This is a genomic window from Alteromonas antoniana (assembly GCF_019249295.1).
Taxonomy (GTDB): Bacteria; Pseudomonadota; Gammaproteobacteria; order Enterobacterales; family Alteromonadaceae; genus Alteromonas; species Alteromonas antoniana.
In genome coordinates this window covers 1-25534 of sequence record NZ_JAESDH010000020.1, presented here as the reverse complement: position 1 = coordinate 25534, position 25534 = coordinate 1, and the positions used below count along the sequence as shown (strand labels likewise).

Here is a 25534-nt window from a genome sequence, read left to right as displayed (position 1 = left end):
ACTGCCCTGCCGGCACACGGACCACACAGCAAACGTTGTCGCAGCTGATAATTTCACAGCAGTGGCACCAAGCACAGAGGTTGATCCCCCCAGAGGTAGCACTGCTACCAATAGTGAACTAACGGGTTGGCCCACATACGTAAGTGTTGCGCACAAAATCAACAACAATGAACAGCCTCAGGCTGTATCATGAAAAAATAACCATATCATATAGCGAAAAAGCACTTTGCATTTTTGCTTTTGATGCCAATGATATAGGGGTAAATAAAAATACCCCAATAACAGTTATGAATTTGTAACTATTATAACCTGCCATAATGGCCGGTAACCTGTGGGTAAAACGTAACGACAAGGACCTAACATGCAAGTATTTGATGACAGTACACTTTCTATCGGACGCACGCCTCTGGTTAAGCTAAATCGCGTAACGTCTGGTAACGTATATGCCAAGATGGAATCACGCAATCCAAGCTTCAGCGTCAAGTGCCGTATCGGCGCAAACATGATCTGGGACGCAGAAAAGCGTGGTGTTCTGACCGAAGGGAAGGAAATTGTAGAGCCTACCAGTGGTAATACCGGTATTGCCCTGGCGTTCGTTGCCGCTTCCCGGGGTTATAAACTAACACTGACTATGCCAAGCAGTATGAGTCTGGAGCGTCGTAAGTTGTTAAAAGCACTGGGCGCAAACCTGGTTCTTACCGAAGCACCTAAAGGCATGAAAGGCGCTGTAGCCGCCGCGCAGGAAATTGTAAATTCTGATCCGGAAAAATACGTATTACTGCAGCAATTCGATAACCCGGCTAACCCGGAAATCCATGAAAAAACCACCGGACCGGAAATCTGGGAAGCCACTGAAGGTAAAATTGATGCGTTCGTAGCAGGCGTTGGTACCGGCGGCACCATTACTGGCGTTAGCCGGTACATCAAAAATACACAGGGAAAAGCCATTACCTCTGTAGCCGTTGAACCTACTGATTCCCCCGTTATTACGCAAGCAAAAAATGGTGAAGAGCTGACACCAGGGCCACACAAAATTCAGGGTATTGGCGCAGGCTTCATTCCTGGCAACCTGGATTTGGACATCGTTGACGAAGTGGAACAGGTAAGCAATGAAGAATGTATGGAAATGGCTCACCGACTGATGAAAGAAGAAGGGATCCTTGCGGGGATTTCATCAGGCGCAGCGGTTGTTGCTGCCAAACGTTATGCTGAACGTCCGGAAAACAAAGATAAGATCGTGGTTGTGCTTCTTGCCAGTGCCACCGAGCGTTACTTGTCCAGCCCGCTGTTTGCAGGCGAATTCTCCGACTCAGAAGAAGTGCAGTAAACAAGCGAACGTCGTTATTATCGCCTGGCCTGTTGGTCAGGTTTTCAGTCGAAAGTTCTAAAAGCGAGGTTATCCTCGCTTTTTTTTTGGAACTGCTTTTGCTAACTTAACTGGATAACACTGAGTGTAACCACTCCACTATTTGCCCGAGAAAACACATGCGTTTTAAGAAGTCCGCCTCTCTTTTTGGTTTTATTGCCTTGGTTTGCCTGGTTGTTACCGGTTGTTCAAAAAAAGAAGAAGGGATCGGTCGGTACGGCATGCTGGATGACAACACCCCGGAATACGCAGCCGTGCGCTTTATGCGCAGTATTTATCTGGAGCCCAACATCGATGTGGCAGTGTCGTTAAGTACCCCGAAGATGGCGCGTATATTAAGGAAATATCACACCAACCGAAACGTTCAGCGTCATTTGCTGAACCTGAAATATGATTCTGTGACGATAACGCCTGAAGGCGGCGACAGAGTCGGCCGCTCTGAATTTGCAGAGAAAGCCACGATCACCTTGTTTTTCAGTGGGCAGTATAACGACGACAAAATCGAAGATTTACGCCAGGTCGATCTGGTCAGGATGAACGGCGGCTGGAAAGTCGCAAAAATTCACCCTGACCATTTTCTCTGATCACCGCCCTACCGCTACGCCTTCCCTGCGGGGGTCTGCGCCACCAATAAGCTTGCCATCACGTATCTCAATGCCGTGAAGACCGCTATTGAGATCAATGATCTTCACCGGATGCCCCATGCTTTCCAGTTGTGATTTGAGTGCCTCAATTGGCGTACCTTTTTCCAGCGCCGTGTAATCGTTGCGATTCGTGATTTTAGGCAAATTAATCGCTTGCTGGATATCTAACCCAAAGTCGATAACACCGATAATTGTCTGCGCTACATAGCTGATGATACGACTGCCTCCTGGCGACCCCACCACCAGCTCTAACTCGCCTTCTTCATTAAATACCATCGCAGGGCTCATGGCTGAGCGCGGGCGTTTATGAGGCTCTACACGATTGGGAACCGGGTAGCGGCCCTGAGTCGGCGAAAAGGAAAAATCTGTCAGCTGATTATTAAGTAAAAAGCCGTCTACCATTAGTCCCGAGCCAAACATAAACTCGATGCTCGTCGTCATGGATATGGCGTTGCCCTTTTTATCGACAATCGACACATGCGACGTATTGGGTAATTCATAAGACGATCCGGCACTTAAACGGGCCTCTTTATACGGCTGGCCTGGTTTAGCCCGATGCCACGGCTTATCAACGGCCACTTGCTCGCTGCGACGGGAAAGGTAAGCTGCATTGATCAGCGCGCCATAGGGCAAATTGGTAAAGTCACTGTCGGCGATATACTTTTCTCTGTCCGCATAAGTCAATGCACTTGCCTGAGTGAAAAGGTGCGCGAATTCTGCTGAATCAGGAGCAAGTTTGCGAAGCTCAAATTTTTCCAGCAATTTCAGGATTTGGTACACGTTAATCCCGCCCGAACTGGGAGGAGCCATACCGCATACCTTTTTATCGCGGTATTCTCCACAAACCGCTTCACGCTTTATCGCCTCATAATTAGCAAAGTCGTCAGCAGTCATTTGGCCAGGATTAATTTCAGCCTCGTTGACCGTTTTCGCAATCTTTTCGGCCAGCGGTCCCTTATAGAGGTAGTCACTACCATTTTTGGCGATACCGGTTAACGTTTTTGCCAGCGGCAGATTTTTCTTATTGCTGCCTTCTTTCAGGGGCATCCCGGCGGGGAAAAAATACGTTGCGCTACCACTGAATGTCTTAAGACCGGGGTGATAATCGAGCGCAACCAGCTTTGCCAGTCGCGGTGACACTTTGAAGCCGTTCGTTGCGGTGTCGATAGTGTCTTCAAACAGGCTTTGCCAGGGGCGTGTGCCGAAATCCTGATGCGCCATTTCCAGCGCCTTCAACGCCCCCGGCACACCGACCGATTTACCGCCAACAACGGCATCCAGCCATTTCATGGTTTGAGTACCGTCCATGAACCAATGGGAGTTGACCGCCGCCGGTGCCATCTCTCTGCCATCATAAGTATGCAGAACTTTATTTTCGTTATCCCAGTAAAGAATAAAGGCCCCGCCACCGATGCCGGAAGACTGCGGTTCGACAAGGGTCAGCATGGCCTGCACCGCAATGGCTGCGTCTATCGCACTGCCACCTTTTTCAATAACATTACGCCCGGCCCAGGATGCATAAGGATTGGCAGCAACCACCATGTAATCCTTTGACACAAACGCTTTTTTATCGATATAGCCGGTGGCGGCCTCAGGTTCACGATCCTCCCGCTCAGCGTGTGCACCCACAGAGACTGTTATAAATGCTGCGGCTACGAATACGTTTGCCGCTCGTCTGGAGGTCGTAGTTAACCACTGTAAAGTCATAGTATTCCGTTATTTGAATTTCTCAGGATTGATCGGGCGCTTTTTCAAAAATGCATCAAAAGCTTCCCGTGCGGCTTCTGTACCCATTGCTTCAATGAATACATCAAGTTCTTCATTCATTTGCTGTTGAATATCGTCAGCGTCATTTTTCAGAAGATACTTGGTTTGTACCAAAGAAAACGCAGGTTTGCCAACCAGCTTCGCGCAGACTTCATCGACAGTCTGAGCCAGTTCATCAGTGTCAACGACCTTGGTAACCAGGCCGAAATGACACGCTTCATCGGCGCCAAAGGGTTCTCCCAGCATCAGCCACTCTGCAGCTTTACGATGCCCGGCAAGACGCGGAAGAAGATAGCTGGATGCATACTCTGGCACAAGTCCCAGATTAATGAATGGCAACACAAACCGGGTGTTCGTAGCGCAATAAACGAAATCACAATGTAACAGCAGTGTGGTGCCAATGCCTACCGCCAGTCCATGCACTTGTGCTATTACCACTTTCGGCGTATCCGCCAGCGCAGCCATAAACGCAGCGGTCTCACCTACGTGCTCACCATCCTGACGGTTGGCAAAATCACTGATATCATTACCCGCCGTAAAACAGCTGCCTTCACCGCGAATACGGATCACTTTAATCGCGCTGTTCTCTTTCACACTGCGGATAGCATCAGCCATGCTTTGATACATCTCGCGCGTCAGTGCATTTTTCTTATCAGCCCGGTTAATGGCGATAGTGAGTACACCGTCAGACTGTTGCGTTTGTATCAGTTCCATCATGTCCTCCTGAGCATAGCGCTCATCTAAATACTGAAGTTCAGCAAATTACGATAATTTTCTGTATGATAGCGACCAAAGTGCAATACCTGAAATAACTATCAATGATGATTTCTCTGCCGCTCTCGCCACAGTTTAGTGTTGGACCACTGCTGGTTGCCACTCTGGTGGTGATCGCTTTTTATGCTGAACCGACTTCAGGCCAGTGGCTGGCATACGATCGTTACGCTATTGAAGGACTGGAAACCTGGCGCATTATTACCGGCAACCTTGTTCACACTAACGGCTTTCACGTCCTTCTTAATCTGGCTGGTCTGGCGCTGTTATGGTTACTTCACGGGGAGCATTATCGCATCAGTCGATTTCTGAAAGTGTTTGTCTGGTGTTGTATTGGCACCAGTGCCGGCATTTATTTTCTGTCACCATACTTAATCTGGTACGCAGGCTTATCGGGAGCGCTTCACGGTGTTTTTACCTGGGGCGCGTGTATGGATATTCGCAGAGGATTACGCTCTGGCTGGTTGTTACTGGCAGGTGTAGCGGTAAAACTTGGCTATGAGCAATTCACCGGAAGCAGTGATGGTGTAGCGGAATTGATAAATGCCACGGTCGCTGTCGATGCGCATCTTTACGGAGCTATAAGTGGCGTTCTGATATTTCTGCTCATGCTAGGCTTGTCAGGACGTAGCCAGGCGGCGACAGCGTCCTGACCCTAAAGGGTACAACACAGCCTGCCATCGTCTCTTTTTTCTCCTGCCCGTTTCATTAAAAAGCCTGTGTCAGTGCTTGCACGCTTGCGCAGGCTCTCTCGTGGTTATCTATTGTCAAAATACGTTTCTCTTTTAATACAGTAAATGGCTCTGGGCCCTGTGTAACAGAAGAATATGTCTGCGAACGCGCAGGTTATAAAGCCACGTTATAGCTCAGGCTGTCTTTAAAGATTTAACGGTTAGGGAGAAAATACATCGACGTCATCTCAGTGTTTAGCTATACCCCCCGGAAGGATGAGCCCTGAATAACAATTTACGCCCTTTTCCGTTCAAAAAAAACGCTCCCTGAGGAGCGTTTTTCACGTTAAACCGTTTTTTCAGACGCTACAGGTTCGTCTCGAACAACTTGTAAATTCTGCGATATTCATCAAGCCATGAACTTGGCTGGACAAACCCGTGCGGTTCCACCGGATAGATAGCTGTTTCAAAATTCTCTTTTTCCAGCTCGATCAGACGCTGCACAAGACGGACTGAGTCCTGGAAGAACACGTTATCATCTACCATAGGTGCGTTGATCAGCAGCGCTGATTCCAGTCCCTCTGCGTAGTAAATTGGAGAGCTCTTACGATAGGCAATGGGATCAACATCTGGCGTGTTGAGGATGTTTGATGTGTAGCCCCAGTTATAGTGTGCCCAATCGGTAACCGGACGAAGCGCGGCTCCGGCCTGGAACAGGTCCGGATCGGTGAACAACGCCATAAATGTCAGGAAACCACCGTAGGAGCCGCCATACGTACCAATACGACCACGATCCACATTGGCATTTTCTACCAGCCAGTCTACACCATCGCGTAAATCCTGAACCTCGGGCGTTCCCATCTGACGATAGATAGCGGTACGCCAGTCTCTGCCATACCCGGCAGAAGCACGAAAGTCCATATCCAGAACGACATACCCCTGTTGTACCAGCATGCTGTGAAACATAAACTCACGGAAATAACCCGACCAGCCTAAGTGTGCATTTTGCAGGTAGCCGGCACCATGATTGAAGATGACCGCTTTTCTGGGCTCACCCTCCTGATAATTTTCAGGCAGGTAAACACGCGCATAAACCGGTTGTGACGCATCACTGGACGGCACGGCAATCACCTGAGGGACAGCCCATGGCATTGACAGGAACTTACCGCTGATAGTGTCTGTAATTTTTGTTGGTTCACTGTTGGTATTCGCGGCTTTCACATACAACTCAGGCGGACGCGTCACTTTACTGTGCGCCAACAGCAAGGTTGATTCATCCGGGCTGAGAGAAAAGTCGGTCATACCATTAAGGTCTGTCAGCGCCTGACTTTCTCCGCTGTCCGTGTTTACTCGATACACCTCATAAACACCGGGATGTTTTTTATTCGCAGTATAATAAATCCAGTTGTCGTCACGGGTAACCACCGGGTTATCGACAATAAACTGGCCGCGAGTCAACGCGCGCGGAGACTGCCCTGGCTCTTGCAGATACAAGTGCGCATAACCAGTATGCTCAGACTGATAAAACAGCGTTTCGCTGTTATGCAGCCAGCCAAACTGGTTAAAGCGGTAATTTACCCATGCGTCATCGTGTAAACGATGCTGACTTACCAGCGACTGTTGCTCAAAGTCCACGGTGGCAATCCAGCGGTCTTTGTTATCCCAGGCCTCAAGCATTACTGCTACCTGATCACCGTTGTCGTGCCAGCGAATGGACGGTTCACGCCAGTACCAGCTGTCAAGCAGGCCGATATCACGCGGCAAACGATTAACCTCGTAGGTCTCTCCTTTTGCCTTGGCATTTTCAGCCTTCACTTCTGCCAGTACGTCTTCGTTATAGCCCGGTAGCTGAACATACGACAACTCTGTTTTCGTCTGTTCAGTAAGATCAATCAGCCAAATCGTATCACTCTGCGGCTTCGCGTCGGCAACACGTCGACGGACGTTTTTGCTGTCAATACGGCCATCTTCCTGAATGTAGTGCGGCATAATATCGGTGTCACCGCGCCAGGAGGTGTCTTCGGTGGTAACTACGATCGCCGTTTTCCCGTTGGGCGATACCGTGGCGGCAACCAAACGATCGCTTTCATCAAAGTAGAACGGTTCTGGAGCCACAGCACTGTTTTGTTTCGCCAGTGCATCTGCCTCATCGACTCTGTCCTGACGATCTTTACGTCGCTTGGCGATATATTCTATTAACGAAATTTGCTCGCTAGCCACGAAGTCTTCTGGTTCAGAGACGGCTTCCGGCTCTTCTGCAAACGTCCAGCTGATTAGCTGCTCGCGACGGCCGGTTTGTAAATCGATGGCGATGATTCGATTGCCCGACTGCGCCATCAGTCGGTTATCGGTCATAAAATGCAGATTTTCCAGCGCTGCGCCACCGCGCGTTAGCTGCACGTTTTCACCGGTTGGCATCAGCACGAACACGCTGTCCTCAAACCGGTATGCAGTATACTGACCGTCCAGGCTCTCTACCCGCTCGTCGTAACGGTAGCGATGAAGCTCTGACAGTGGCACTTTCGTTGCCTGAGCTGGTGAGGCTACCGACGCTGCGTAAACGTCATTTAACTCACTGTTTTCGCGTTCACGCTCATAGACCAGTTCGCTGCCATCCACCGACCAACCCATATTTTCAGGTTGACGTCCCAGCCAGGCAGGATCTGACATTATCTGGTTTAAGGTGATAGTTTGATTTGTATCACCAGTTTTCTCTACATCCGGTGAAACCGGGGCGACGGCAACGGGCGCGCTTTTCTGATCTGGCGTAGTCTTCACCGACTCAGAGGTAGCGACGCAAGCCGACAGGCTACCAGTCAGACCGGCAGCAATAAGCATTGTCGTTATTTTATTCATTATCGCTCTTTGTTGTATTTATCAGTCTCGGTGTCATTATACGCATTCGACATGTTGCATGGTCAAGGTTCATCGGGTTACACAGTAGAATCATCTTGAACGTGAAGGCTGTTGCAGAGTGAAAAAGGCAGTTTATTTATTGGTTTACGAGTCTGGTACAGGTGATCCAAAACCGCGCGGTCAAACTACTACTTACCGCAATAAAAATAACCAACATCCCACTCTCAGAGGTGACTGTATGAAAAAGAAATTACTCGCGCTGACGCTACTGGCAGCGTCATTTACGGCGTCTGCCAATACCTGCCCGGATGTTTTGAAGTTTATGAAACGTAAACTCAACTCTCAGGAAACGGTAAATATGTGTAAAGAGTTTCAGGGCAAAACTCTGCTTATCGTGAACACAGCAAGTTACTGTGGATTTACTCCACAGTTTGAAGGTCTTGAGGCTATGTATGAACAATATAAATCTCAGGATTTTGTCGTGCTGGGTTTTCCTTCACACGAGTTCAACCAGGAAGCAAAAGACGAAGGCAAGACAGCTGAACTATGTGAACTGACCTATGGTGTAAAATTCCCAATGTTTGAACCTACCGACGTCAAAGGGGAAAATGCGGATCCTATGTACCGGATGCTGGCAGAAGCCACCGGCGAAGCGCCAAGCTGGAACTTTAATAAGTACCTGGTCGACAAACAGGGCAACATTCTAAAACATTACCCCAGTAAGGTAACACCGTCTGATGACGTTCTGATTAACGATGTGGAGAAAGCACTGGCCATGTAACGCCAGCTCTGCGCCCATAAAAAAGCCCCGCAAAATTTGCGGGGCAATCAAGCACACTCAACTTGGAACACACTTTAGCGTCACCTCACTACTGTTCGCAATGACGTTTCGCTAACTGCATAGATTTAGTCTTTACGCTGTGCGGTAAGTTCAATAATTTTTTGATTCGCTGCATCGAATGCTGACTTCGCACTCTCCTCACCCAGCGCCAACCCTTCTGCGTAGACAAACTGAATATCAGTAATACCGATGAAATTAAAGAAATGGGTCAGGTATTGTGACTGAGTATCATATTCAGTGCCGGAATACTGCCCACCCCGCGCCGCAAGGATGGTAACTGATTTATTTTCCAATAAGCCTACCGGCCCGGTTTCTGTATAGCGGAAGGTAACCCCCGCTCTGGCAATACGATCTATCCACGCTTTCATTACTGACGGAATACCGAAGTTGTACATCGGCACACCGATAACGATGTCATCAGCGGTTTTCACTTCTTCAACGAGGCTATCAGACAAAGCGGCAAGTGCATGTTGCTCGTCAGTGCGCTCATCAGAGGGTGTCATCCACGCCTGCATCTCTTCTGCTGTTAAATGCGGAAGACTGTCTTCGTCAAGATCGCGGCGAGTGATGGTAGTTGCTGGTTGTGACGACAGCTTTTCAACATAGCTTGCAACCAGTTTGTTCGAATTGCCCTGTGCCTTATTCAGGCTGGTGGTAATTGCCAATACATTTCGCATCGTTCTACTCCTTTATGATGATGAATTCATCATATAAGAGAAAAATCCGAATTTATATTGGTTAAATTCGCGCTAAAAATTCTACTAAATCGAACAACCGAGGGGAAATTAATAACATTACATTAACGTAATGTTGCAAGAAGCGTGATCTTCGCATTGTAACGACGCGTAATCGAGTTTGCCAAAACACAATTAATGAGGTTCACAATGAAAAGAATCAAGACGCTTCTCACGGTGTCCATGATACCACTGTTTGTCACAGGATGCTCCTCTGATGACGACGATCCAATTACCGATGTTCCCCCTCAGGAACCCGAATTCGCCAACGTCAGAGTAATCCACGCTTCCTCTGACGCCCCTACCGTCGACATTACCGCTAATGATGAAATTTTAAACGGCCTCGAGGGTGTTGATTATCAGATGGCATCGACCAAATTTGAAGTTCAGGCGGGAACTTACGACATTGGTGTGGTTGCTAATTTGCCGGGTGATGACGCAGAAGTACTGCAAACAGATATCACTCTTGAAACGGATATGAATTATGACATCTTTGCCATTGGAAGTGTGGCTGATGATTCTCTTATGTTACTTCCTGTTACCAGCATGGAAACTGCCGTTGAAAGCGGAAATGCGCAGGTTCAAATTGTCCATGCTGCCTCAATGGCGCCTACCGTAGATATTTATGTAACCGCGCCTGATGCCGTATTGGCAGACGAACAACCGCTGGTCACTGCAGCTTATACTGACGCGACCGACCTTGTGCAGGTACCTGCAGGTGAATACCGGATCCGCATTACGGCGGCCGGTGAAACTGACGTGGTCTTTGATTCTGGTGCAGTCACACTGGAAGACGGTGCAGATTTACTGGTTGCTGCTACCAACAGTGTAAGCCCGGGGGATTCTCCCGTGACGCTGCTAGTTTCTGATGGCGACATGTCAATGAACCTCTATGACGTAAATACGCCGGCAGCACTTCGCGTTGTTCACGGCATCAGCGATGCCCCTGCGGTTGACGTCATTGCCAACAATGAAGTTGTACTGGTTGATGGGATCCAGTTCCCGCGCACCACAGATTATCTCAATGTTGCTGCAGGCGACTATCTGATTGACGTAGTTGCTGATGCAGATAATAGTATTGTTGCTGTTGATGACGCAGAGGTGTCTCTGTCTGCTGGCATGTACTACACCGCCGTTGCTAACAATACACTGGCGATGCCAGAACTTGACTTACTTACTGACATGCCACGCTCAGTTGCGACAGAAGCGAAAGTCAGAATTATCCATGCCGCTCCTGCTGCCGGTAATGTCGACATTTACGTGACGGGTGACGGCGAAATCGACGGTGTCGAGCCTACGTTTGCTGACGTTCCTTACTCAACAGATGATCTTGCCGAAACAGGTTATGTTGGTCTGGCAGAAGGTGATTACTTCGTTACCGTAACGCCAACAGGTACAAAAACGGCTGCGATTGAAACCGGAATGCTGTCACTGGAAACAGGTATGGTATATACCGCGATTGCTGCAAACGGTGCAATGGAAGGCGATCTGCCACAGTTAATTCTGCTGGATGATCTTGCGCCACCAGCCCCCCCATTCAATGCCGATATGACGTACAACGTGACGCTAACCGGTAGCCAGGAAGTACCGGCAGTAGACACGATGAATATGGCCACAGCAACAGTAGAAATTGACGAAGATATGCCTGCATTCCGGGTAACACTGGATGCTTCTGAGTTAATGGATCTGACGGGCGCACATGTGCATGATGGCGATATCGGTATGAATGGCGACGTTGCCTTTCCACTGACTGACATGGGTGATGGCATGTATATGCTGGAAGAAACACAAATTTCTCCCAGCCTGCTTGAAGACCTGACCAGCGGTGAATGGTATCTGAATGTCCACACTGAAACGTATTCTTCTGGTGAAGTGCGTGGCCAGATCGTTCCCGACACGACTGCCGTAGTGACCTTCCCTATCAGCGGCGAGCAATCTGTACCACCGGTATCTACCGATGCAATGGGCTATGGCTACGCATTATTTGATACAACGAATAACTCAGTCATGCTAACCGCCGTTACGATGGATTTGGAGACTGCTACAGCGGCCCATATTCATACAGGCTATGCAGGTGAAACTGGCGGTGTCGTAGCACCTCTGATGGAGTCTGAGTCAATGGCGGGTGTCTGGATGACAGACGGCTACCTGACTCTGGATGAAGCTACCGCTACAAGACTGTTATCTGGCGGACACTACACCAACTTCCATACGCCGGATTTCCCTGATGGCGAGATCCGCGGTCAGATTACGCCAGACAACATCGAAGTGTATGGCATTACTGCCTCTGGTGATCAGGAAGTACCAATGGTTGATACCATGGCCTTTGGCTACGGAGCTTTCACGCTGAATACGACGACACGTGCCGTATCTGGCAGCGTCAGCATTTTTGATATGACAGCAAATGCAGCGCATATTCATGCGGGTGAAGCCGGTATGAATGGTGAAGTTGTACTGGGTCTGGAAAATGATGGCATGAACGTATGGATGATTCCGGCTGATATTATCCTGACTGAGGCGCAAATGGATGCCATGCAGTCAGGAAGTCTGTATACCAACTTCCACTCTGATTCATTTCCTGACGGTGAAATTCGTGGTCAAATCACACTGGGATTTGAATAGCACGAACTGAGTTATGTAGGTGCGGGAGCATCAACATAGTACAAAAAAGGCCGGTATAATATCGGCCTTTTTATTGCTCTACAGCTGATGCACTAAATTAACTACAGTGGGATAGTGCTGACTCAAAATCTTTGACCAGATCATCAATGTCTTCAATGCCTACCGACACCCTGATCATATTTTCTGTGATCCCCATCTTTTCGCGACCTGCTTTCCCGTTCTCAAAAAAGATTGTAGGCGCAACAGGTAACGCAAGCGTGCGGGTGTCCCCGAGATGCGTCGCAGTAATCACCAGTTCCAGCGCATTCAGGAAGGCAACGGGATCAATATCTTCGCGCAGATCCAGACTCAAAATGGCGCCATAACCATTATGCATTTGCTCTCTGGCAATAAAGTGCTGTGGATGATTGCTAAGGCCAGGATAATACACACGCTCGACAGCGGCATGGTTATCTAAGAATGTAGCCAGCTTCAAGGCGTTCTTGCATGCTCGTTCCATGCGTAGCGATAATGTCTCGATCCCGACAGAAATCGCATGCGCGGCATCGGCAGCAAGCGTTGCTCCCATGTCGCGAAGGCCTTTCTTTTTCATTTGTGTGATCCCCCACTGCGAGGGGTCGCTTACCTGATAACTTTCGGCAATATTGGGGAATCGTGTCCAGTCATACAGACCAGTATCGACCACCGCCCCGCCCAGCACCTGACCGTGGCCTGCGATGTACTTGGTTAGTGACGAGATTACCAGAGAGGCATTCATTTCTCTGGCGTCAAATAGTGGCGGTGGCGTCATGGTGTTATCTACGATAAACAGGATGTTTCTCTCAACACAATATTTACCAATTGCCTGCGTGTCTGCCACCTGTGTCACCGGATTTGCTACTGTCTCGGTATAAACCGCACGGGTATTCGGCTGATACGCATCCATAACGTCTTCTATAGACGTTACATCAACGTAGGTAATGTGGATCCCGAAATCTTCCAGCGTATTCATAAAGCTTCGGGTATTACCAAACAAAAACTGACTGACAATTAAATGGTCACCCTGTTTCAGTAAAGAAAGCAGTGTGCTGCTGATGGCCGCCATGCCTGTGGAATAACACAACGCCCCGACGCCCCCTTCTAACTGATTGACCATATTTTGAAGCGCAGCAACCGAAGACGAGGACGACCTGCCATAAACATGACCGGCTTTTTTACCCTGAAAAACATCAATGATGTCTTGCGCATCTTTAAATTCGAACAAAACCGAATTGGTCGTGCTGGAATGAACGGCGCCATGTTCGGGTTGGTTTAGAATGCGGTCAGCGTGGACCTGGCGAGTGGTAAACCCCTGATTACTCACGCGGGAACTCCGATGTAAAACAATTTTCTGAATACTTGCCGGCAACGTTAGCATAAAACGCGTAGATTTTTTGCATTTGTTCATCCACATCATCAATTTGACTGAGCACGGGTCCGAACACCAACTGCTTATGGTTATAGTCCAGGCCGATGAGTTGCACAGGAATATTGGCGAGTCGTGCAATGTGCAGAAAGCCGGTTTTCCACGGATAAATTCCCTTCCGGGTGCCTTCAGGTGCCAGTGCCAGCAACATTGAGTCTTGCCTGGCGATAGATTGAGATATTCCCTCTACCACGCCATGAGCCCGGCTACGTTCAACAGGTATCCCACCAAACTTTCGCATCAGCCAGCCAAGCGGTGGCACAAAAAGCGTATGTTTACCAAAAAATGAGACCTTCAGCCTTAAGGCAAAGAGTGCAAACAGGCCAATGAAGAAGTCCCAGTTTGAGGTATGTGGAGCAACTGCCAGAATCGCTTTTGGCGCGTCTACCATATCGCCGGTGGCGGTCCATCCCCGTTTTGCGAATCCCCATGCCGCCAGCTTTGCCAGCCATGCAGGTCCCTGACGTGGCAAGGTCTCAGGAACCAGTTTGTCGTTTATTTTATTCATTCATACTGCTCGTAACTGCTTGTGAATAATCATACTCAAAAACAATAAGAATTTCTGCTGTCAAATTGGATGTTGATTCTCCCCGATATCGTGAGAGGATATTCAGATGACACCGATTATTGCCTGCTATGTGTATTTTATTTACCGCTGTTAACCAGCACCCTGACTATCCGCTGATAATTGCCGCCAATCGGGATGAATTTCATCGCCGGCCCACCGCACCGTCAGAGTTCTGGACATCCCACCCGAACTTGCTGGCCGGACAGGACCTGGAAGGGAAAGGTACCTGGATGGGGGTTACGCGTAACGGAAGCATTGCCGCATTAACCAATATTCGGGACAACGAGCAAAAACCTGATGCCCGGACTCGTGGAGAACTGGTTGTTAATGCTCTCACCCACGAGAATAGTTACCAGTTTGAACAATCACTGCGAACTCACCGTCATCACTATAACGGCTATAACTTACTCTACGGCAATCTGACAAACCTCAACGTGTACAACAATGCACAGGATTCCTTCTTTTCACTGTCAGATGGTGTACACGGTTTATCGAACGCCGATATCCATACGCCCTGGCCCAAAGTGACCCGTGGAATGGGCGCGCTCACCGATTACATTTCATCGCAAAAGCCTCTTTGCGAGGACGCGCTGTTTGCAATTTTACGGGACGACGTGAAAGCCGAGGATCATCATCTTCCTCAAACCGGTATTGGTTATGAATGGGAGAAAATGCTCTCCTCCATTTTCATTCAGTCACCCGATTATGGTACCCGCACCTCCACGTTACTGCTGATAGATTCAGCCCAACAATGTGTCTGGCAGGAACGCACATTTTCACCGCAAGGCATCGTTACCGATACCAGAAAGTTTTCATTCCGGATAGAAACACAATAAATATGACAGAAATTCCGGTCTGGCTACTCGTATTTTATTTCATCAGTGGCATAATGCCGTCTGCCTATTTTTTACCACGCAACGTGAGGACGCACTGTGTTTGAAGTATTACCCCAACTCGCCCCGGATCCTATTCTTGGTCTGTCAGCTGCTTACCGTGAAGACAACAATCCAGATAAAATCGATCTGGGTGTTGGCGTATATAAGGATGAGCAAGGTAATACCCCTATCCTGACATCGGTCGCAAAGGCGCAGAAGATATTACTGGAGCGTGAAACGTCCAAAACCTATATCACGCCTCAGGGTCATCAGGGCTATATTGATAACATGCTCGCCCTTTTGCTGGGAGAAAAAAGCCCCGTACTGATGGCCGATCGTGTTGCCGGTGTTCAGGCACCGGGTGGCTGTGGAGCGCTTCGTATTTTATCCGAGCTGCTGGTTCGCTGTAACGATAACGCCAAAGTCTGGGTCAGCGATCCGACATGGGCCAACCATATTCCTCTGATTGGTTCAGCAGGTCTGCAAATAGAAACCTATCCGTATTTTGACAAAGACAGTGCCAGCATTCGCTTCGATGCTATGATGGAAACACTGAAAAAAGTTGAGAAAGGTGACATTGTTCTGCTGCACGGCTGCTGCCATAACCCTACCGGCGCTGATCTTACAAATGCGCAGTGGGATGCAGTACTTGACGTTGCGAAAGAGCGTGAGTTTCTGCCGTTTCTCGATGTGGCTTACCTTGGTTTCGGTGACGGGCTGGAAGATGATGCCTATGGCGTTCGATTGCTTGCTGAAAACTTGCCGGAAGTGATCATTGCCGCATCATGCAGTAAAAACTTCGGTTTGTACCGCGAACGTGTAGGCCTTGCCGCCATCATTACAGAAGATTCGAAAACCCGCCAGATAGCTCAGGGGCAAATTCAGTCTGTGGCGCGCGGCATTTATTCTATGCCACCAAGCTACGGCGGTGCTCTGGTCGATATCATTCTTTCTGATACCAGCCTCAGGCAGGAATGGGAAAGTGAAGTGAATGCCATGCGTAACCGCATGCAAACGCTTCGTGCGATGCTGGTAGAAAAGCTGGAAGAAAACGGTGCTGATAAAGACTTCAGTTTCGTTAACCAGCAAAAAGGCATGTTCTCGTTTTTGTGTATCACGCCGGAACAAGTTCGCGAAATGCGTGATAAACACAGCGTTTATTTCGTAGACTCCAGCCGCGTGAATATTGCCGGTATCAACCAGCAAAACGTAGGGACACTCGCAAAAGCGCTGGTCTCTGTGCTGTAAAACAAAGGTTTATATCAGTTAAAGGCAGCGTTATGACGCTGCCTTTTTTGTTGCTTACACTTCGCTCTTGCCGGAATGGAAGTTGAGAAAGCAGAGTAAATGACGTGATCCGGCTGCCTCAACATTCAGGCGGTAGACGTAGGTGAATTTGGTTACCGAAAAGTGCGTTTCTTTACTGACACCGGAGACATCTGTGTCAGTATGAATAATAGCAACTCACAATAATGTGGGCCCATTCAGGGCGTATACTACATTGCAGGTTGGCGCAAACGCTCAGGCTGAAGCAAGTATGCGATCTAATGCATTCGCAAAGTTCTGCTTATCTTTTTGAGAAAAGGCTTTGGGGCCGCCAGTGCGCTCACCGCTACTGCGCATCGTTTCCATGAAGTCACGCATTGTCAATGCCGCTCTAATCGTCGAGCGGTCAAATTCATCCCCGCGGGAGTTCAGGGCGCGAGCGCCCTTAGCAAGCAAATCAGAAGCTAAGGGAATATCAGAGGTGATCACCAGATCGCCGGGCGCGCAGCGTTCTACGATAAGATCATCGGCAACGTCAAAGCCGCTGCTTACGCTCATAAAGGCAATATTCTTATCCGGCGGAACACGCATAGGATGGTTAGCAACCAGAGTAAGCGTAACGCCTGTGCGACGTGCGGCTTTAAACAGGATCTCTTTTACCACGCCGGGGCAGGAATCAGCGTCAACCCAAATCTGCATATCATCGTCTCTTTGTCATGATCATGCTAAGTCTAAAGCCACAACTTCGCTGATACCAGCAGAGATTCAGTAAATAACGTTAACAGGAGAGTAGCGCGTCCATGACCTAATCAGGAAGGATAGTCGATTACGTTACTGTTTCGCGCTATGCAGAGCGTGGTGACCCCTGCATAGCAGCTTTTTTGGGTAAGTCATTGCCTGTGCGCCAACGTGTTAACCGCGCACACAGGCAATAGCGGTTTATGCCAGCATTCCGCCGTCTACTGTCACGGTAGTGCCGGTGGTATAACTTGATGCATCAGAAACCAGATAGAGCACTGTGCCTGCCATTTCGTCAGGCTGAGCCACACGGCCAAGCGGGATCTGCTTGAGTGCTTTTTTCAGGATTTGGTCGTTAGTGGTAAGCGCGGATGCAAACTTGGTGTCGGTGAGACCAGGTAACAGCGCATTAACCCGGATATTCAGCGGACCACATTCTTTAGCAAACGACTTGGTCATACTGATAACAGCCGCTTTGGTAATCGAATAAATCCCCTGCATATCACCAGGTACGATACCATTTACCGATGCCGTGTTAAGAATGACACCACCACCCTGCTCTTTCATTATTTTGCCAGCTTCTACTGACATAAAGAAATAGCCTCGCACATTGACTTCAACCGTCTTGTTGAATGCCCCCAGGTCGGTATCCAGTATATGGCCGAAGTAAGGATTGGCCGCAGCATTATTCACCAGAATATCCAGTTGGCCGTGGGTTTGCTTTATGTGATCAAAGATCTCAGTAATCTGATCCATGTCACCTACATGACATGCATAAGCAGAGGCTTTGCCTCCTGCATCGCGAATCGCGCTGGCGACAGCTTCACAGCCATCAATCTTACGACTGGAGACAATGACATGGGCGCCATATTCCGCTAACAATTTGGCGATAGATTCACCAATCCCACGACTTGCACCAGTGACCAGAGCCACCTTTCCTGTTAAATCAAATAACTTACTCATAGTGTTCTCCTTGTTTACGCCAACATGCCGCCATCCAATACAACAGACTGTCCTGTCATAAAGGAGGACTCATCGCTACATAACCAGGCGATGGCGTTGGCGATCTCTTCCGGCTTACCCAGTCGCTTCATCGGGTTTGCCCCAACAATCTGTCTTTGTCCACGCTCATCAAGATGAGATAGCACGCCCTGTACCATTGGCGTATCCACAAAACTGGGACAAACCGCATTAATACGAATATTCATTCGCGCATATTCAACAGCGGCAGATTTGGTCAGGCCGATAACGCCATGCTTGCTGGCGCTGTATGCGCTCACTCGAGGCGCGGATCGCAGGCCGGCCACAGATGCGATGTTGATGATCTGCCCTTTACCGTTCACCAGCATGTGCTTTATCGCCTGCTTCATACAAAACCAGGTTCCCGCGAGGTTAACCTGTACGTTCTTCAGAAAGACGGCATCCTCAACGTCAGCCATTGGCGATGGAAAATGATCGATTCCTGCGTTATTGATCAGAACGTCAACATCACCGTGCTGCGCGATGGCATCGCTGAACATTGTGGCAACGGAATCAGCGTCGGCGACATCGACAGTAAGCGCATAGGCATCGCCACCGTTATCCACAATCGCTTTGGCTATCGCACTGGCAGTGTCTGATTTAATATCTGCCACGCCTATCCGGGCACCACGACCGGCAAGCAACGCAGCACTTGCTGCGCCTATGCCAGAACCGCCGCCGGTAATCAGAATATGTTTACCTTTAACGTCAGCTGCCATTAGTCTTCATGCTCCACTTTCAGCACTAACTTGCCAAAGTTCTCGCCGCGGAACAGCATCATCAACGTTTCAGGGAAGGTTTCCAGTCCCTCTACAACGTGTTCCTTGGCCTTGAGCTTGCCTTCGCCGATCCAGCCAGCCATATCACGGGCAGCGTCACCGTAGTTCTTTGCATTATCAAACACCACGATGCCTTCCATCTTCGCACGGTTTACCAGCAGCGACAGATAGTTAGATGGCCCTTTCACCGGCGTGGTGTTGTTGTACTGACTGATCGCGCCACAAATCACGATCCGGGCTCGCAGGTTAATTCGGGTGAGTACATCATCAAGAATATCGCCGCCCACATTGTCGAAGTACACATCGACACCTTTAGGACAGTGTTCTTTCAGGCCGTCTTTCACTGAACCATTTTTGTAATCGATGGCAGCGTCAAAGCCCAGTTCATTCACCAGGTAATCGCATTTCTCTTTGCCGCCAGCAATACCGACAACGCGACACCCTTTAATTTTTGCAATCTGCCCCACTACCGTGCCCACAGCACCCGCTGCGCCAGATACCACCACGGTTTCTCCTTCTTTCGGCTCACCGGTTTTGAGCAGACCAAAATACGCTGTCATGCCCGGCATACCCAACACGCCAAGATACCGTGGCAGAGGTGCAAGTGTAGGATCCACCTTATGGATGCCTTTAGCACTGACTACGGCATATTCCTGAACACCAAAGTTACCGTAAACTTTGTCACCTTTAGCAAAGCCTTCGGCTTTAGACTCAATAACCTCGCCTACCGTACCTGCGCGCATTACATCCCCAATTTGCACCGGCTCAATGTAGGATTTTCCGTCGTTCATCCAGCCACGCATTGCGGGATCTAATGAGATGTATTCAATTTTTACCGCTATTTCACCGTCTTTCACATCCGGAAGCGAAACGGTTTCGAGCTTCCAGTTATCCTTTGTAGGTTCACCAACAGGACGCGAGGCAAGTTGCCATTGTTTATATTGCATAGGTGTATCCTTTTAGAAAAAATCAGCTTGTACGTTATTGCAGGTCTCATCCTGCGTTTTCAAGACCCGGATATCCCGCTCTGTCAGCGGCAATTCCCAGAAAATAAAGTAATTCGCGGCAGCCATTTTACCTTCATAGAACGCCTTATCATCATCGGTAAGCTCACGTTCGGTAAGGGCTTTATCAGCCAAGATGGCTTGCCTGAGCCATATCCAGCTTACGACACAGCTGGAGAAAAGATTCAGAAAACAGCTGGCATTGGTCAGCAACGTTGGTGCCTTTTCACTTCTGAGCTCAGCGGCACTTTGCGTAATAGCTTTTTCCAGTGCATCAAGGTAAGGCGTCAGGCCCTCGACCAGCTTTTGCGTTTTCGTTGTTTCTGCACGCTTGATATCTGCCATCACGAACTTCATCAGCGTTTTCAGCCCCTGTCCATCCGCCTGCCAGAGTTTTCTGCCTAACAGATCCAGCGCCTGAATGCCGTTTGTGCCTTCGTGAATGGGATTAAGGCGGTTATCGCGCCAGCACTGCTCTACCGGATACTCGCGGGTATAGCCGGCGCCACCAAGCACTTGTATTGCCAGATCGTTGGCTTTCGGCCCGAATTCTGAAGGCCAGGCCTTAAATACTGGGGTAAGTAAGTCTAGCAGCTGACTCAGTTCGGTTTTCTCCTCTTCTGAAGCCGCCGTCGTAATGCTGTCAATTAGACGTGTTCCATAAAGACACAGCGCCATGCCGCCTTCGCAATAGGCTTTTTGTGCCAGCAACATACGTTTGACATCACCATGCTGGATAATCGGACTTGGCGGATCCTCCTGTGCCAGGTTCGGTGCGGCCCTACCCTGCGTGCGGTCTTTTGCATACTCAAGCGAGTAGCGATAGCCGCGGTAGCCAATCATTGCCGCGCCGTAGCCAACACCAATTCGTGCTTCGTTCATCATCATGAACATATAACGAAGTCCCTGGTGCGGCTCACCCACAATGTAGCCGTGACAGTCGTCATTCTCACCAAATGTCAGTGCGGTAGACGTCGTGCCCCGGTAACCCATCTTATGTACCAGACCTGCCAGCGTGACATCGTTACGCTGAGCAGGCTCGCCGTTTTCATCTAAGCGGTACTTTGGTACCACAAACAACGAAATGCCTTTTACACCAGGAGGCCCGCCGGGAATTTTCGCCAGTACCAGGTGCACAATATTGTCGGATAACTCGTGTTCTCCGGCAGAAATATACAGCTTACTGCCTTTCAGACGATAACTGCCGTCTTCCGCTGGCCTTGCGGTGGTGCGGATATCAGTAAGAGCAGAGCCCGCGTGAGGTTCAGTGAGCGCCATAGTACCGGTGAAATCGCCGGTTAACATACGTGGCAAAAACTGACTTTGAATCTGTTCACTGGCAAAATGTTTGATCACGTTGGCCGCAGCGGCTGTCAGGAACGGGTATGCTGTCGTTGAGGGATTGGCTGCCAGAAAGTAACCCGCACAGGCTTTCATTACCGTATCAGGCAATTGCATACCACCATCTTCAAAATCAAAATGTCCGGCAATAAACCCGGCTTCGCGATAATGATCAAATGCGCGCTTCACATCATCAAGCATAGTCACTTTTTTACCGTCAAATGTCGGCTCGTGGATATCGGCTTTGGCGTTATGCGGCAAAAACAGGTCCTCCGCAAGCTTTTCAGCGGTATCCATCGTCGCATTAAAAATCTCTTTTGAATGTTCGCTGAATCGCTCATGCTGGCAAAGCGCTTCCGTATCCAGCACTTCGTACAACTGAAATTCCAGTTCCCGTCTGGGAATAAGTTGATCGGCCATGTTCTGTCCTCCGAAAATGTTAATGCATTGTGTCACAATACGGTTCGTGCCAAGATTGTCGTTAATGACACAATTGTGGCCAATACTGCCAACTATTAATCAGAGTAATGGCTTCATCATCAGAGAAAGTTATGCAAAGTACCCCTGCACCATTCACCGTAACTATCATTGGGTTTGACCACGCCCTGTCTTCAGCCATTACCGGCGCGCTGGACTTGTTTGCGTTAGCGGGGATCAGCTGGCAGCGGATCCATCAACAAAAAGTAACGCCACAATTTAATGTACAGTTAGCGACCTTACATGGTGCACCGGTAACCTGCATCAACCAGCTTTCCCTGAAGCCACATATTGCACTTGAAGATGTCCGACATACCGATTTACTGATTGTGCCGACCATTGGTGGCGATCTGGACAAAGTGCTTGAACAGACAACCGGGATCCACGTTCACCTCAAGCGCCTCCTGCGCACAGGCGCTGACATTGCCGGCAATTGCACCGGGGCGTTTTTACTCGCTGCTGCGGGCGTGCTGGACGGCAAAGTAGCAACGACACACTGGGGTTATGCAGATGCTTTTCGAGCACGGTTTCCTCAGGTGAATCTGCAGGCAGAGAAGATGGTGACGCAACAGAACAATCTTTTCTGCGCGGGTGGCGGTATGGCCTGGTTCGATTTATCGCTGATGCTGATAGAACGTTATTGCGGTCATCAGGTGGCCAGTGACACTGCAAAATCCCATGTACTGGATCTCACCCGACCTAACCAGAATGTTTACGCTGGCAGCAGGCAACACAAGTTTCATCAGGATAACGATATCCTCGCCATTCAGGAATACATGGAGCAGAATTTTGCGAAAAAGCTCTCAATAGATGCGCTCGCCAGAGATCATAACATGACGCCAAGAACCATGATGAGACGATTCAAACAGGCCTGTGGTGTGACGCCACTGCAATATTTGCAGTCATTACGACTGGAACAGGCCCGCAAATATCTGGAGACGCGGCCGTGGTCACTGGAGAAAATTGTGACTATCATCGGCTATGAAGATATCAGCTCCTTTACACGGCTATTTAAGCGCCATACAGGCCTGGCACCATCACAGTACCGGAGTAAGTTTATGCGCCACTAGAGAGTGTTGACCTTTGTTCATATTTCATGCAGTCGGTCAGTTTTGCATCAGACAATCGCGAATGAGCGTAGTTTAGTGGGTCTAAATAAGCGAATTTGTGAGCAGTATGATGCAAAACTGGCCACTGCCCGAAGGGTTGGGACTTAAATAATGAAAAAAGGTCATCACTCTCACACCTGTTTAATTTTACTACGCCTTCTGTAACGTTTTCGTGTAAAGTATATACCCGCGTGCATATCTGCACACATACCCCCACAATAACGATCAACACTCTTGGTGGACAAATGAGAACACACAGATTAGCAACGCTGGCGTTGGCAATTAGTGCCGCGTTAAGCACCCCCGCACTGGCTCAACAAGAAGAACAACAAAAAAAAGAGGCCATGCTTGAGAAAATTACTGTAACGGCTCAGAAGCGCACCCAGTCCATTCAGGAAGTTCCAATTTCTATTGCCACACTTAGTGGTGAGAAATTTGAAAGCCTGTTTTCTGGTGGTGGCGATATTCTGGAGCTGGCTGTACGTGTGCCAGGATTGTATGCGGAATCCTCTAACGGGCGTGTCGCACCGCGTTTTTACATTCGCGGTCTGGGAAACACCGATTTCGATTTGGCGGCGTCACAACCGGTTTCGATTGTCATGGACGAAGTCGTCATGGAAAACGTGGTACTGAAAAGTTTCCCGCTGTTTGACGTACAGCAGGTAGAAGTACTTCGTGGCCCGCAAGGGACGCTGTTTGGTCGTAACACCACGGCAGGCATTATAAAATTCGATACCGTGAAGCCAACGCAGGATTTTGAAGGCTATGCGAAAGCCGGCTTTGGTTCGTACGGCACGATGAATTTCGAAGGTGCTGTCGGCGGCGGCTTAACTGATGACTTGTCTGGCCGTATTTCTGTACTGTCACAGGAACGCGATGACTATATCGATAACGGATTCACCGATCAGAAAGATGCACTTGGCGGATTTGACGAGAAAGCCTGGCGCGCCCAGTTACTTTATCAACCAAGCGATGACTTTTCTGCGCTGTTGAACGTTCACGGTCGCGAGCTGGAAGGCACAGCATCCATATTCCGCGCTAACGTTTTTGATAAAGGCAGCAACGATCTTAACGAAAATTATGACCGTGATACGGTGTGGTACGATAGCAACCTGAACGGGAATGGTGCTGACAACAATCCTCAGGAGTATGAAGGATTTGGTTCTTCACTGAAGCTTTCCTACGCATTTGATAACCTTGAACTGACGTCCATTACTGCCTACGAAGAGGCCGACGGTTACAGCCTCGGTGATGTTGACGGCGGCAGCGGTGTTGGTGAAACTGCCTACCCTGCCCCAATCCCGTTTACTGCGGTAACCCAGGATAACCTGGACGATCTGGAACAGTTCACGCAAGAAGTGCGTCTTGCCAGCAATACCACAGATGCGCTGAACTGGCAGGTAGGTGCGTTCTACTTTGACAGCTCTTTCAGCGTAACCAGTATTGACGGATTCTACGGTGCGACCACCGTTTTTCATGAAAATACTACCTGGGCGGTATTCGGCCAGTCTTCTTATCAGATCAATGATAAGTTGAACGTGACCGGCGGTATTCGCTATACCCACGATGAAAAGTCGCTGCGTGTTGGCGATCAAAACGTAGACGGTTTTGCTTTAGTGATAGGTGCAGCCAGCATTCAGGACTACGATCCGATCGATGTTGACGACGGTCAGGTAAGCTTCGAGCTTAGCGCTAACTACGAGCTGTCTGACAGCGCGTCGTTGTTTGCCCGCTATGCTAACGGTTTCCGTGCCCAAACCATTCAGGGTCGCGACGTCGCATTTGAAGGCTCGCCTTCAGTTGCTGACGCTGAAACCATTAACTCTGTCGAAGTTGGCTTTAAGTCAGATTTACTGGAAGACACGCTGCGTCTGAATGCTGCCGCTTTCTACTACACCATAGATGATATGCAGTTCTCAGCTATCGGTGGTGGCAACAACTTCACCTCGCTGGTTAACGCGGATGAAGGTGTTGGTTACGGTTACGAAATTGACGTGCAGTGGCTGGCAACGGATCAGCTTACTCTGACAGGCGGATACAGCTACAACCATACTGAAATTAAGGATGACACGCTTACTGCGCAGCCTTGCGGCTCTTCTGCAGACTTCGCAGGAAACTGTACCGTGCTGGATCCTCGCCTGGATGGCAACGTAGCCATTGTTGATGGAAATCCGTTCCCTCAGGCTCCGGAAACCATATTTAACTTTACTGCGCGCTACACCATTCCGGTTGGCGATGCTGGCGAAGTTTTCCTGTTCACCGACTGGGCATTCCAGGGTGAAACCAACCTGTTCTTATATGATGCCGTTGAGTTTACGACTGACGATAACTTCGAGGGTGGCGTAAGGATAGGTTACGAAAACTATGAGCATAACTACACAATTGCACTTTTCGGTCGCAACATTACCGATGAAGACAATGTGAAAGGCGCAATCGACTTTAACAACCTGACGGGGATCATCAATGAGCCTCGCATCTGGGGTGTTGAAGCGAAGATCAGCTTCTACTAAGCTGGCATGCCTTTAACAAAAAAGCCGCTATTACAGCGGCTTTTTTTGTCCTGATTGTCCCGTCCTGAAATACGTAGACATAAAGAGGACTTCTTTATGACAACTTCAAGTAATCAAAGACCTAAGCGCAC

Annotated in this window: 20 protein-coding genes; 9 read left to right on the top strand and 11 right to left on the bottom strand. The window is 49.1% G+C overall.

What is annotated here, in order from left to right:
• The first annotated feature begins 361 nt into the window (after nucleotides 1-361).
• Both cysK and JKP77_RS16000 read left to right on the top strand, forming a co-directional pair.
• On the top strand, nucleotides 362-1327 hold the full coding sequence (gene cysK / locus JKP77_RS16005) for a cysteine synthase A (protein WP_218312169.1): 966 nt from the start codon (nucleotides 362-364) through the stop codon (nucleotides 1325-1327).
• A 158-nt stretch (nucleotides 1328-1485) separates the two neighbouring features.
• The gene (locus tag JKP77_RS16000; RefSeq protein WP_218312168.1) at nucleotides 1486-1950 is read left to right on the top strand and encodes a hypothetical protein; all 465 of its coding nucleotides are present in this window, start codon (nucleotides 1486-1488) and stop codon (nucleotides 1948-1950) included.
• Here the strand turns inward: JKP77_RS16000 and ggt are convergent, their stop codons facing one another.
• Entirely contained in the window at nucleotides 1951-3717 is a 1767-nt protein-coding gene (gene ggt, locus JKP77_RS15995; protein ID WP_218312167.1) for a gamma-glutamyltransferase, read from the bottom strand. It abuts the gene before it with no gap.
• Nucleotides 3718-3726: 9 nt separating this feature from the next.
• Nucleotides 3727-4494, bottom strand: a complete 768-nt coding sequence (locus JKP77_RS15990) for an enoyl-CoA hydratase (protein WP_420840073.1) — start codon at nucleotides 4492-4494, stop codon at nucleotides 3727-3729.
• A 104-nt stretch (nucleotides 4495-4598) separates the two neighbouring features.
• Between JKP77_RS15990 and rrtA the strand changes: the two genes are divergently transcribed.
• Nucleotides 4599-5201: a rhombosortase gene (gene rrtA / locus JKP77_RS15985; RefSeq protein ID WP_218312238.1), complete on the top strand. Its 603-nt coding sequence runs from the start codon at nucleotides 4599-4601 to the stop codon at nucleotides 5199-5201.
• Between the two features lie 384 nt (nucleotides 5202-5585).
• Here rrtA and JKP77_RS15980 read toward each other — a convergent pair whose 3' ends face one another.
• Nucleotides 5586-8075 (bottom strand): S9 family peptidase, encoded by a 2490-nt coding sequence (locus tag JKP77_RS15980; protein WP_218312166.1) that lies wholly within the window; start codon nucleotides 8073-8075, stop codon nucleotides 5586-5588.
• A 238-nt stretch (nucleotides 8076-8313) separates the two neighbouring features.
• On the opposite strand from JKP77_RS15980, the gene JKP77_RS15975 reads away from it, so the two are divergent.
• Nucleotides 8314-8856: a glutathione peroxidase gene (locus JKP77_RS15975; protein ID WP_218312165.1), complete on the top strand. Its 543-nt coding sequence runs from the start codon at nucleotides 8314-8316 to the stop codon at nucleotides 8854-8856.
• A 125-nt stretch (nucleotides 8857-8981) separates the two neighbouring features.
• On the opposite strand, the gene JKP77_RS15970 is transcribed toward JKP77_RS15975, so the two are convergent.
• On the bottom strand, nucleotides 8982-9593 hold the full coding sequence (locus JKP77_RS15970) for an FMN-dependent NADH-azoreductase (protein WP_218312164.1): 612 nt from the start codon (nucleotides 9591-9593) through the stop codon (nucleotides 8982-8984).
• Nucleotides 9594-9800: 207 nt separating this feature from the next.
• Between JKP77_RS15970 and JKP77_RS15965 the strand changes: the two genes are divergently transcribed.
• Nucleotides 9801-12272: a CHRD domain-containing protein gene (locus tag JKP77_RS15965; protein ID WP_218312163.1), complete on the top strand. Its 2472-nt coding sequence runs from the start codon at nucleotides 9801-9803 to the stop codon at nucleotides 12270-12272.
• Nucleotides 12273-12369: 97 nt separating this feature from the next.
• Here the strand turns inward: JKP77_RS15965 and JKP77_RS15960 are convergent, their stop codons facing one another.
• Together JKP77_RS15960 and JKP77_RS15955 are read right to left on the bottom strand one after the other, a co-directional pair.
• Nucleotides 12370-13614, bottom strand: coding sequence for a cystathionine gamma-synthase family protein (locus tag JKP77_RS15960; RefSeq protein ID WP_218312162.1), 1245 nt, complete (start codon nucleotides 13612-13614; stop codon nucleotides 12370-12372).
• Entirely contained in the window at nucleotides 13607-14224 is a 618-nt protein-coding gene (locus JKP77_RS15955; protein WP_218312161.1) for a 1-acyl-sn-glycerol-3-phosphate acyltransferase, read from the bottom strand. Before JKP77_RS15955 ends, JKP77_RS15960 begins: the two co-directional genes overlap by 8 nt.
• Before the next feature lie 128 nt (nucleotides 14225-14352).
• Here JKP77_RS15955 and JKP77_RS15950 point away from each other — a divergent pair, with 128 nt between their 5' ends.
• Nucleotides 14353-15120: an NRDE family protein gene (locus JKP77_RS15950; RefSeq protein WP_218312160.1), complete on the top strand. Its 768-nt coding sequence runs from the start codon at nucleotides 14353-14355 to the stop codon at nucleotides 15118-15120.
• Between the two features lie 96 nt (nucleotides 15121-15216).
• Complete coding sequence (locus tag JKP77_RS15945; RefSeq protein WP_218312159.1) at nucleotides 15217-16407, top strand: amino acid aminotransferase; 1191 nt, start codon at nucleotides 15217-15219, stop codon at nucleotides 16405-16407.
• 273 nt (nucleotides 16408-16680) lie between these two features.
• On the opposite strand, the gene JKP77_RS15940 is transcribed toward JKP77_RS15945, so the two are convergent.
• The 5 genes from JKP77_RS15940 to JKP77_RS15920 all read right to left on the bottom strand — a co-directional run bounded on the left by JKP77_RS15940 (nucleotide 16681) and on the right by JKP77_RS15920 (nucleotide 21727).
• Nucleotides 16681-17124, bottom strand: coding sequence for a YaiI/YqxD family protein (locus JKP77_RS15940; RefSeq protein WP_218312158.1), 444 nt, complete (start codon nucleotides 17122-17124; stop codon nucleotides 16681-16683).
• Nucleotides 17125-17364: 240 nt separating this feature from the next.
• The gene (locus JKP77_RS15935; RefSeq protein ID WP_218312157.1) at nucleotides 17365-18126 is read right to left on the bottom strand and encodes an SDR family oxidoreductase; all 762 of its coding nucleotides are present in this window, start codon (nucleotides 18124-18126) and stop codon (nucleotides 17365-17367) included.
• Nucleotides 18127-18140: 14 nt separating this feature from the next.
• Nucleotides 18141-18902 (bottom strand): SDR family NAD(P)-dependent oxidoreductase, encoded by a 762-nt coding sequence (locus tag JKP77_RS15930; RefSeq protein WP_218312156.1) that lies wholly within the window; start codon nucleotides 18900-18902, stop codon nucleotides 18141-18143.
• Nucleotides 18902-19909: an NADP-dependent oxidoreductase gene (locus JKP77_RS15925; protein WP_218312155.1), complete on the bottom strand. Its 1008-nt coding sequence runs from the start codon at nucleotides 19907-19909 to the stop codon at nucleotides 18902-18904. Before JKP77_RS15925 ends, JKP77_RS15930 begins: the two co-directional genes overlap by 1 nt.
• Before the next feature lie 12 nt (nucleotides 19910-19921).
• Nucleotides 19922-21727: an acyl-CoA dehydrogenase gene (locus JKP77_RS15920; protein ID WP_218312154.1), complete on the bottom strand. Its 1806-nt coding sequence runs from the start codon at nucleotides 21725-21727 to the stop codon at nucleotides 19922-19924.
• Nucleotides 21728-21858: 131 nt separating this feature from the next.
• Here JKP77_RS15920 and JKP77_RS15915 point away from each other — a divergent pair, with 131 nt between their 5' ends.
• A complete protein-coding gene (locus JKP77_RS15915) occupies nucleotides 21859-22854 on the top strand; it encodes a GlxA family transcriptional regulator (RefSeq protein WP_218312153.1) in 996 nt (331 codons plus the stop codon).
• Nucleotides 22855-23138: 284 nt separating this feature from the next.
• The gene (locus tag JKP77_RS15910; protein WP_218312152.1) at nucleotides 23139-25403 is read left to right on the top strand and encodes a TonB-dependent receptor; all 2265 of its coding nucleotides are present in this window, start codon (nucleotides 23139-23141) and stop codon (nucleotides 25401-25403) included.
• Nucleotides 25404-25534 lie beyond the last annotated feature (131 nt).

Bases quoted from the DNA above. Each gene is read 5' to 3' on its own strand.
- JKP77_RS15930 (WP_218312156.1), bottom strand. From the start codon at position 18,902: ATGGCAGCTGACGTTAAAGGTAAACATATTCTGATTACCGGCGGCGGT.
- JKP77_RS15990 (WP_420840073.1), bottom strand. From the start codon at position 4,494: ATGATGGAACTGATACAAACGCAACAGTCTGACGGTGTACTCACTATC.
- JKP77_RS15970 (WP_218312164.1), bottom strand. From the start codon at position 9,593: ATGCGAAATGTATTGGCAATTACCACCAGCCTGAATAAGGCACAGGGC.
- JKP77_RS16000 (WP_218312168.1), top strand. From the start codon at position 1,486: ATGCGTTTTAAGAAGTCCGCCTCTCTTTTTGGTTTTATTGCCTTGGTT.
- JKP77_RS15975 (WP_218312165.1), top strand. From the start codon at position 8,314: ATGAAAAAGAAATTACTCGCGCTGACGCTACTGGCAGCGTCATTTACG.
- cysK (WP_218312169.1), top strand. From the start codon at position 362: ATGCAAGTATTTGATGACAGTACACTTTCTATCGGACGCACGCCTCTG.
- JKP77_RS15980 (WP_218312166.1), bottom strand. From the start codon at position 8,075: ATGAATAAAATAACGACAATGCTTATTGCTGCCGGTCTGACTGGTAGC.
- JKP77_RS15965 (WP_218312163.1), top strand. From the start codon at position 9,801: ATGAAAAGAATCAAGACGCTTCTCACGGTGTCCATGATACCACTGTTT.
- JKP77_RS15915 (WP_218312153.1), top strand. From the start codon at position 21,859: ATGCAAAGTACCCCTGCACCATTCACCGTAACTATCATTGGGTTTGAC.
- JKP77_RS15920 (WP_218312154.1), bottom strand. From the start codon at position 21,727: ATGGCCGATCAACTTATTCCCAGACGGGAACTGGAATTTCAGTTGTAC.
- JKP77_RS15955 (WP_218312161.1), bottom strand. From the start codon at position 14,224: ATGAATAAAATAAACGACAAACTGGTTCCTGAGACCTTGCCACGTCAG.
- JKP77_RS15950 (WP_218312160.1), top strand. From the start codon at position 14,353: ATGTGTATTTTATTTACCGCTGTTAACCAGCACCCTGACTATCCGCTG.
- rrtA (WP_218312238.1), top strand. From the start codon at position 4,599: ATGATTTCTCTGCCGCTCTCGCCACAGTTTAGTGTTGGACCACTGCTG.
- JKP77_RS15935 (WP_218312157.1), bottom strand. From the start codon at position 18,126: ATGAGTAAGTTATTTGATTTAACAGGAAAGGTGGCTCTGGTCACTGGT.
- ggt (WP_218312167.1), bottom strand. From the start codon at position 3,717: ATGACTTTACAGTGGTTAACTACGACCTCCAGACGAGCGGCAAACGTA.
- JKP77_RS15910 (WP_218312152.1), top strand. From the start codon at position 23,139: ATGAGAACACACAGATTAGCAACGCTGGCGTTGGCAATTAGTGCCGCG.
- JKP77_RS15925 (WP_218312155.1), bottom strand. From the start codon at position 19,909: ATGCAATATAAACAATGGCAACTTGCCTCGCGTCCTGTTGGTGAACCT.
- JKP77_RS15940 (WP_218312158.1), bottom strand. From the start codon at position 17,124: ATGCAGATTTGGGTTGACGCTGATTCCTGCCCCGGCGTGGTAAAAGAG.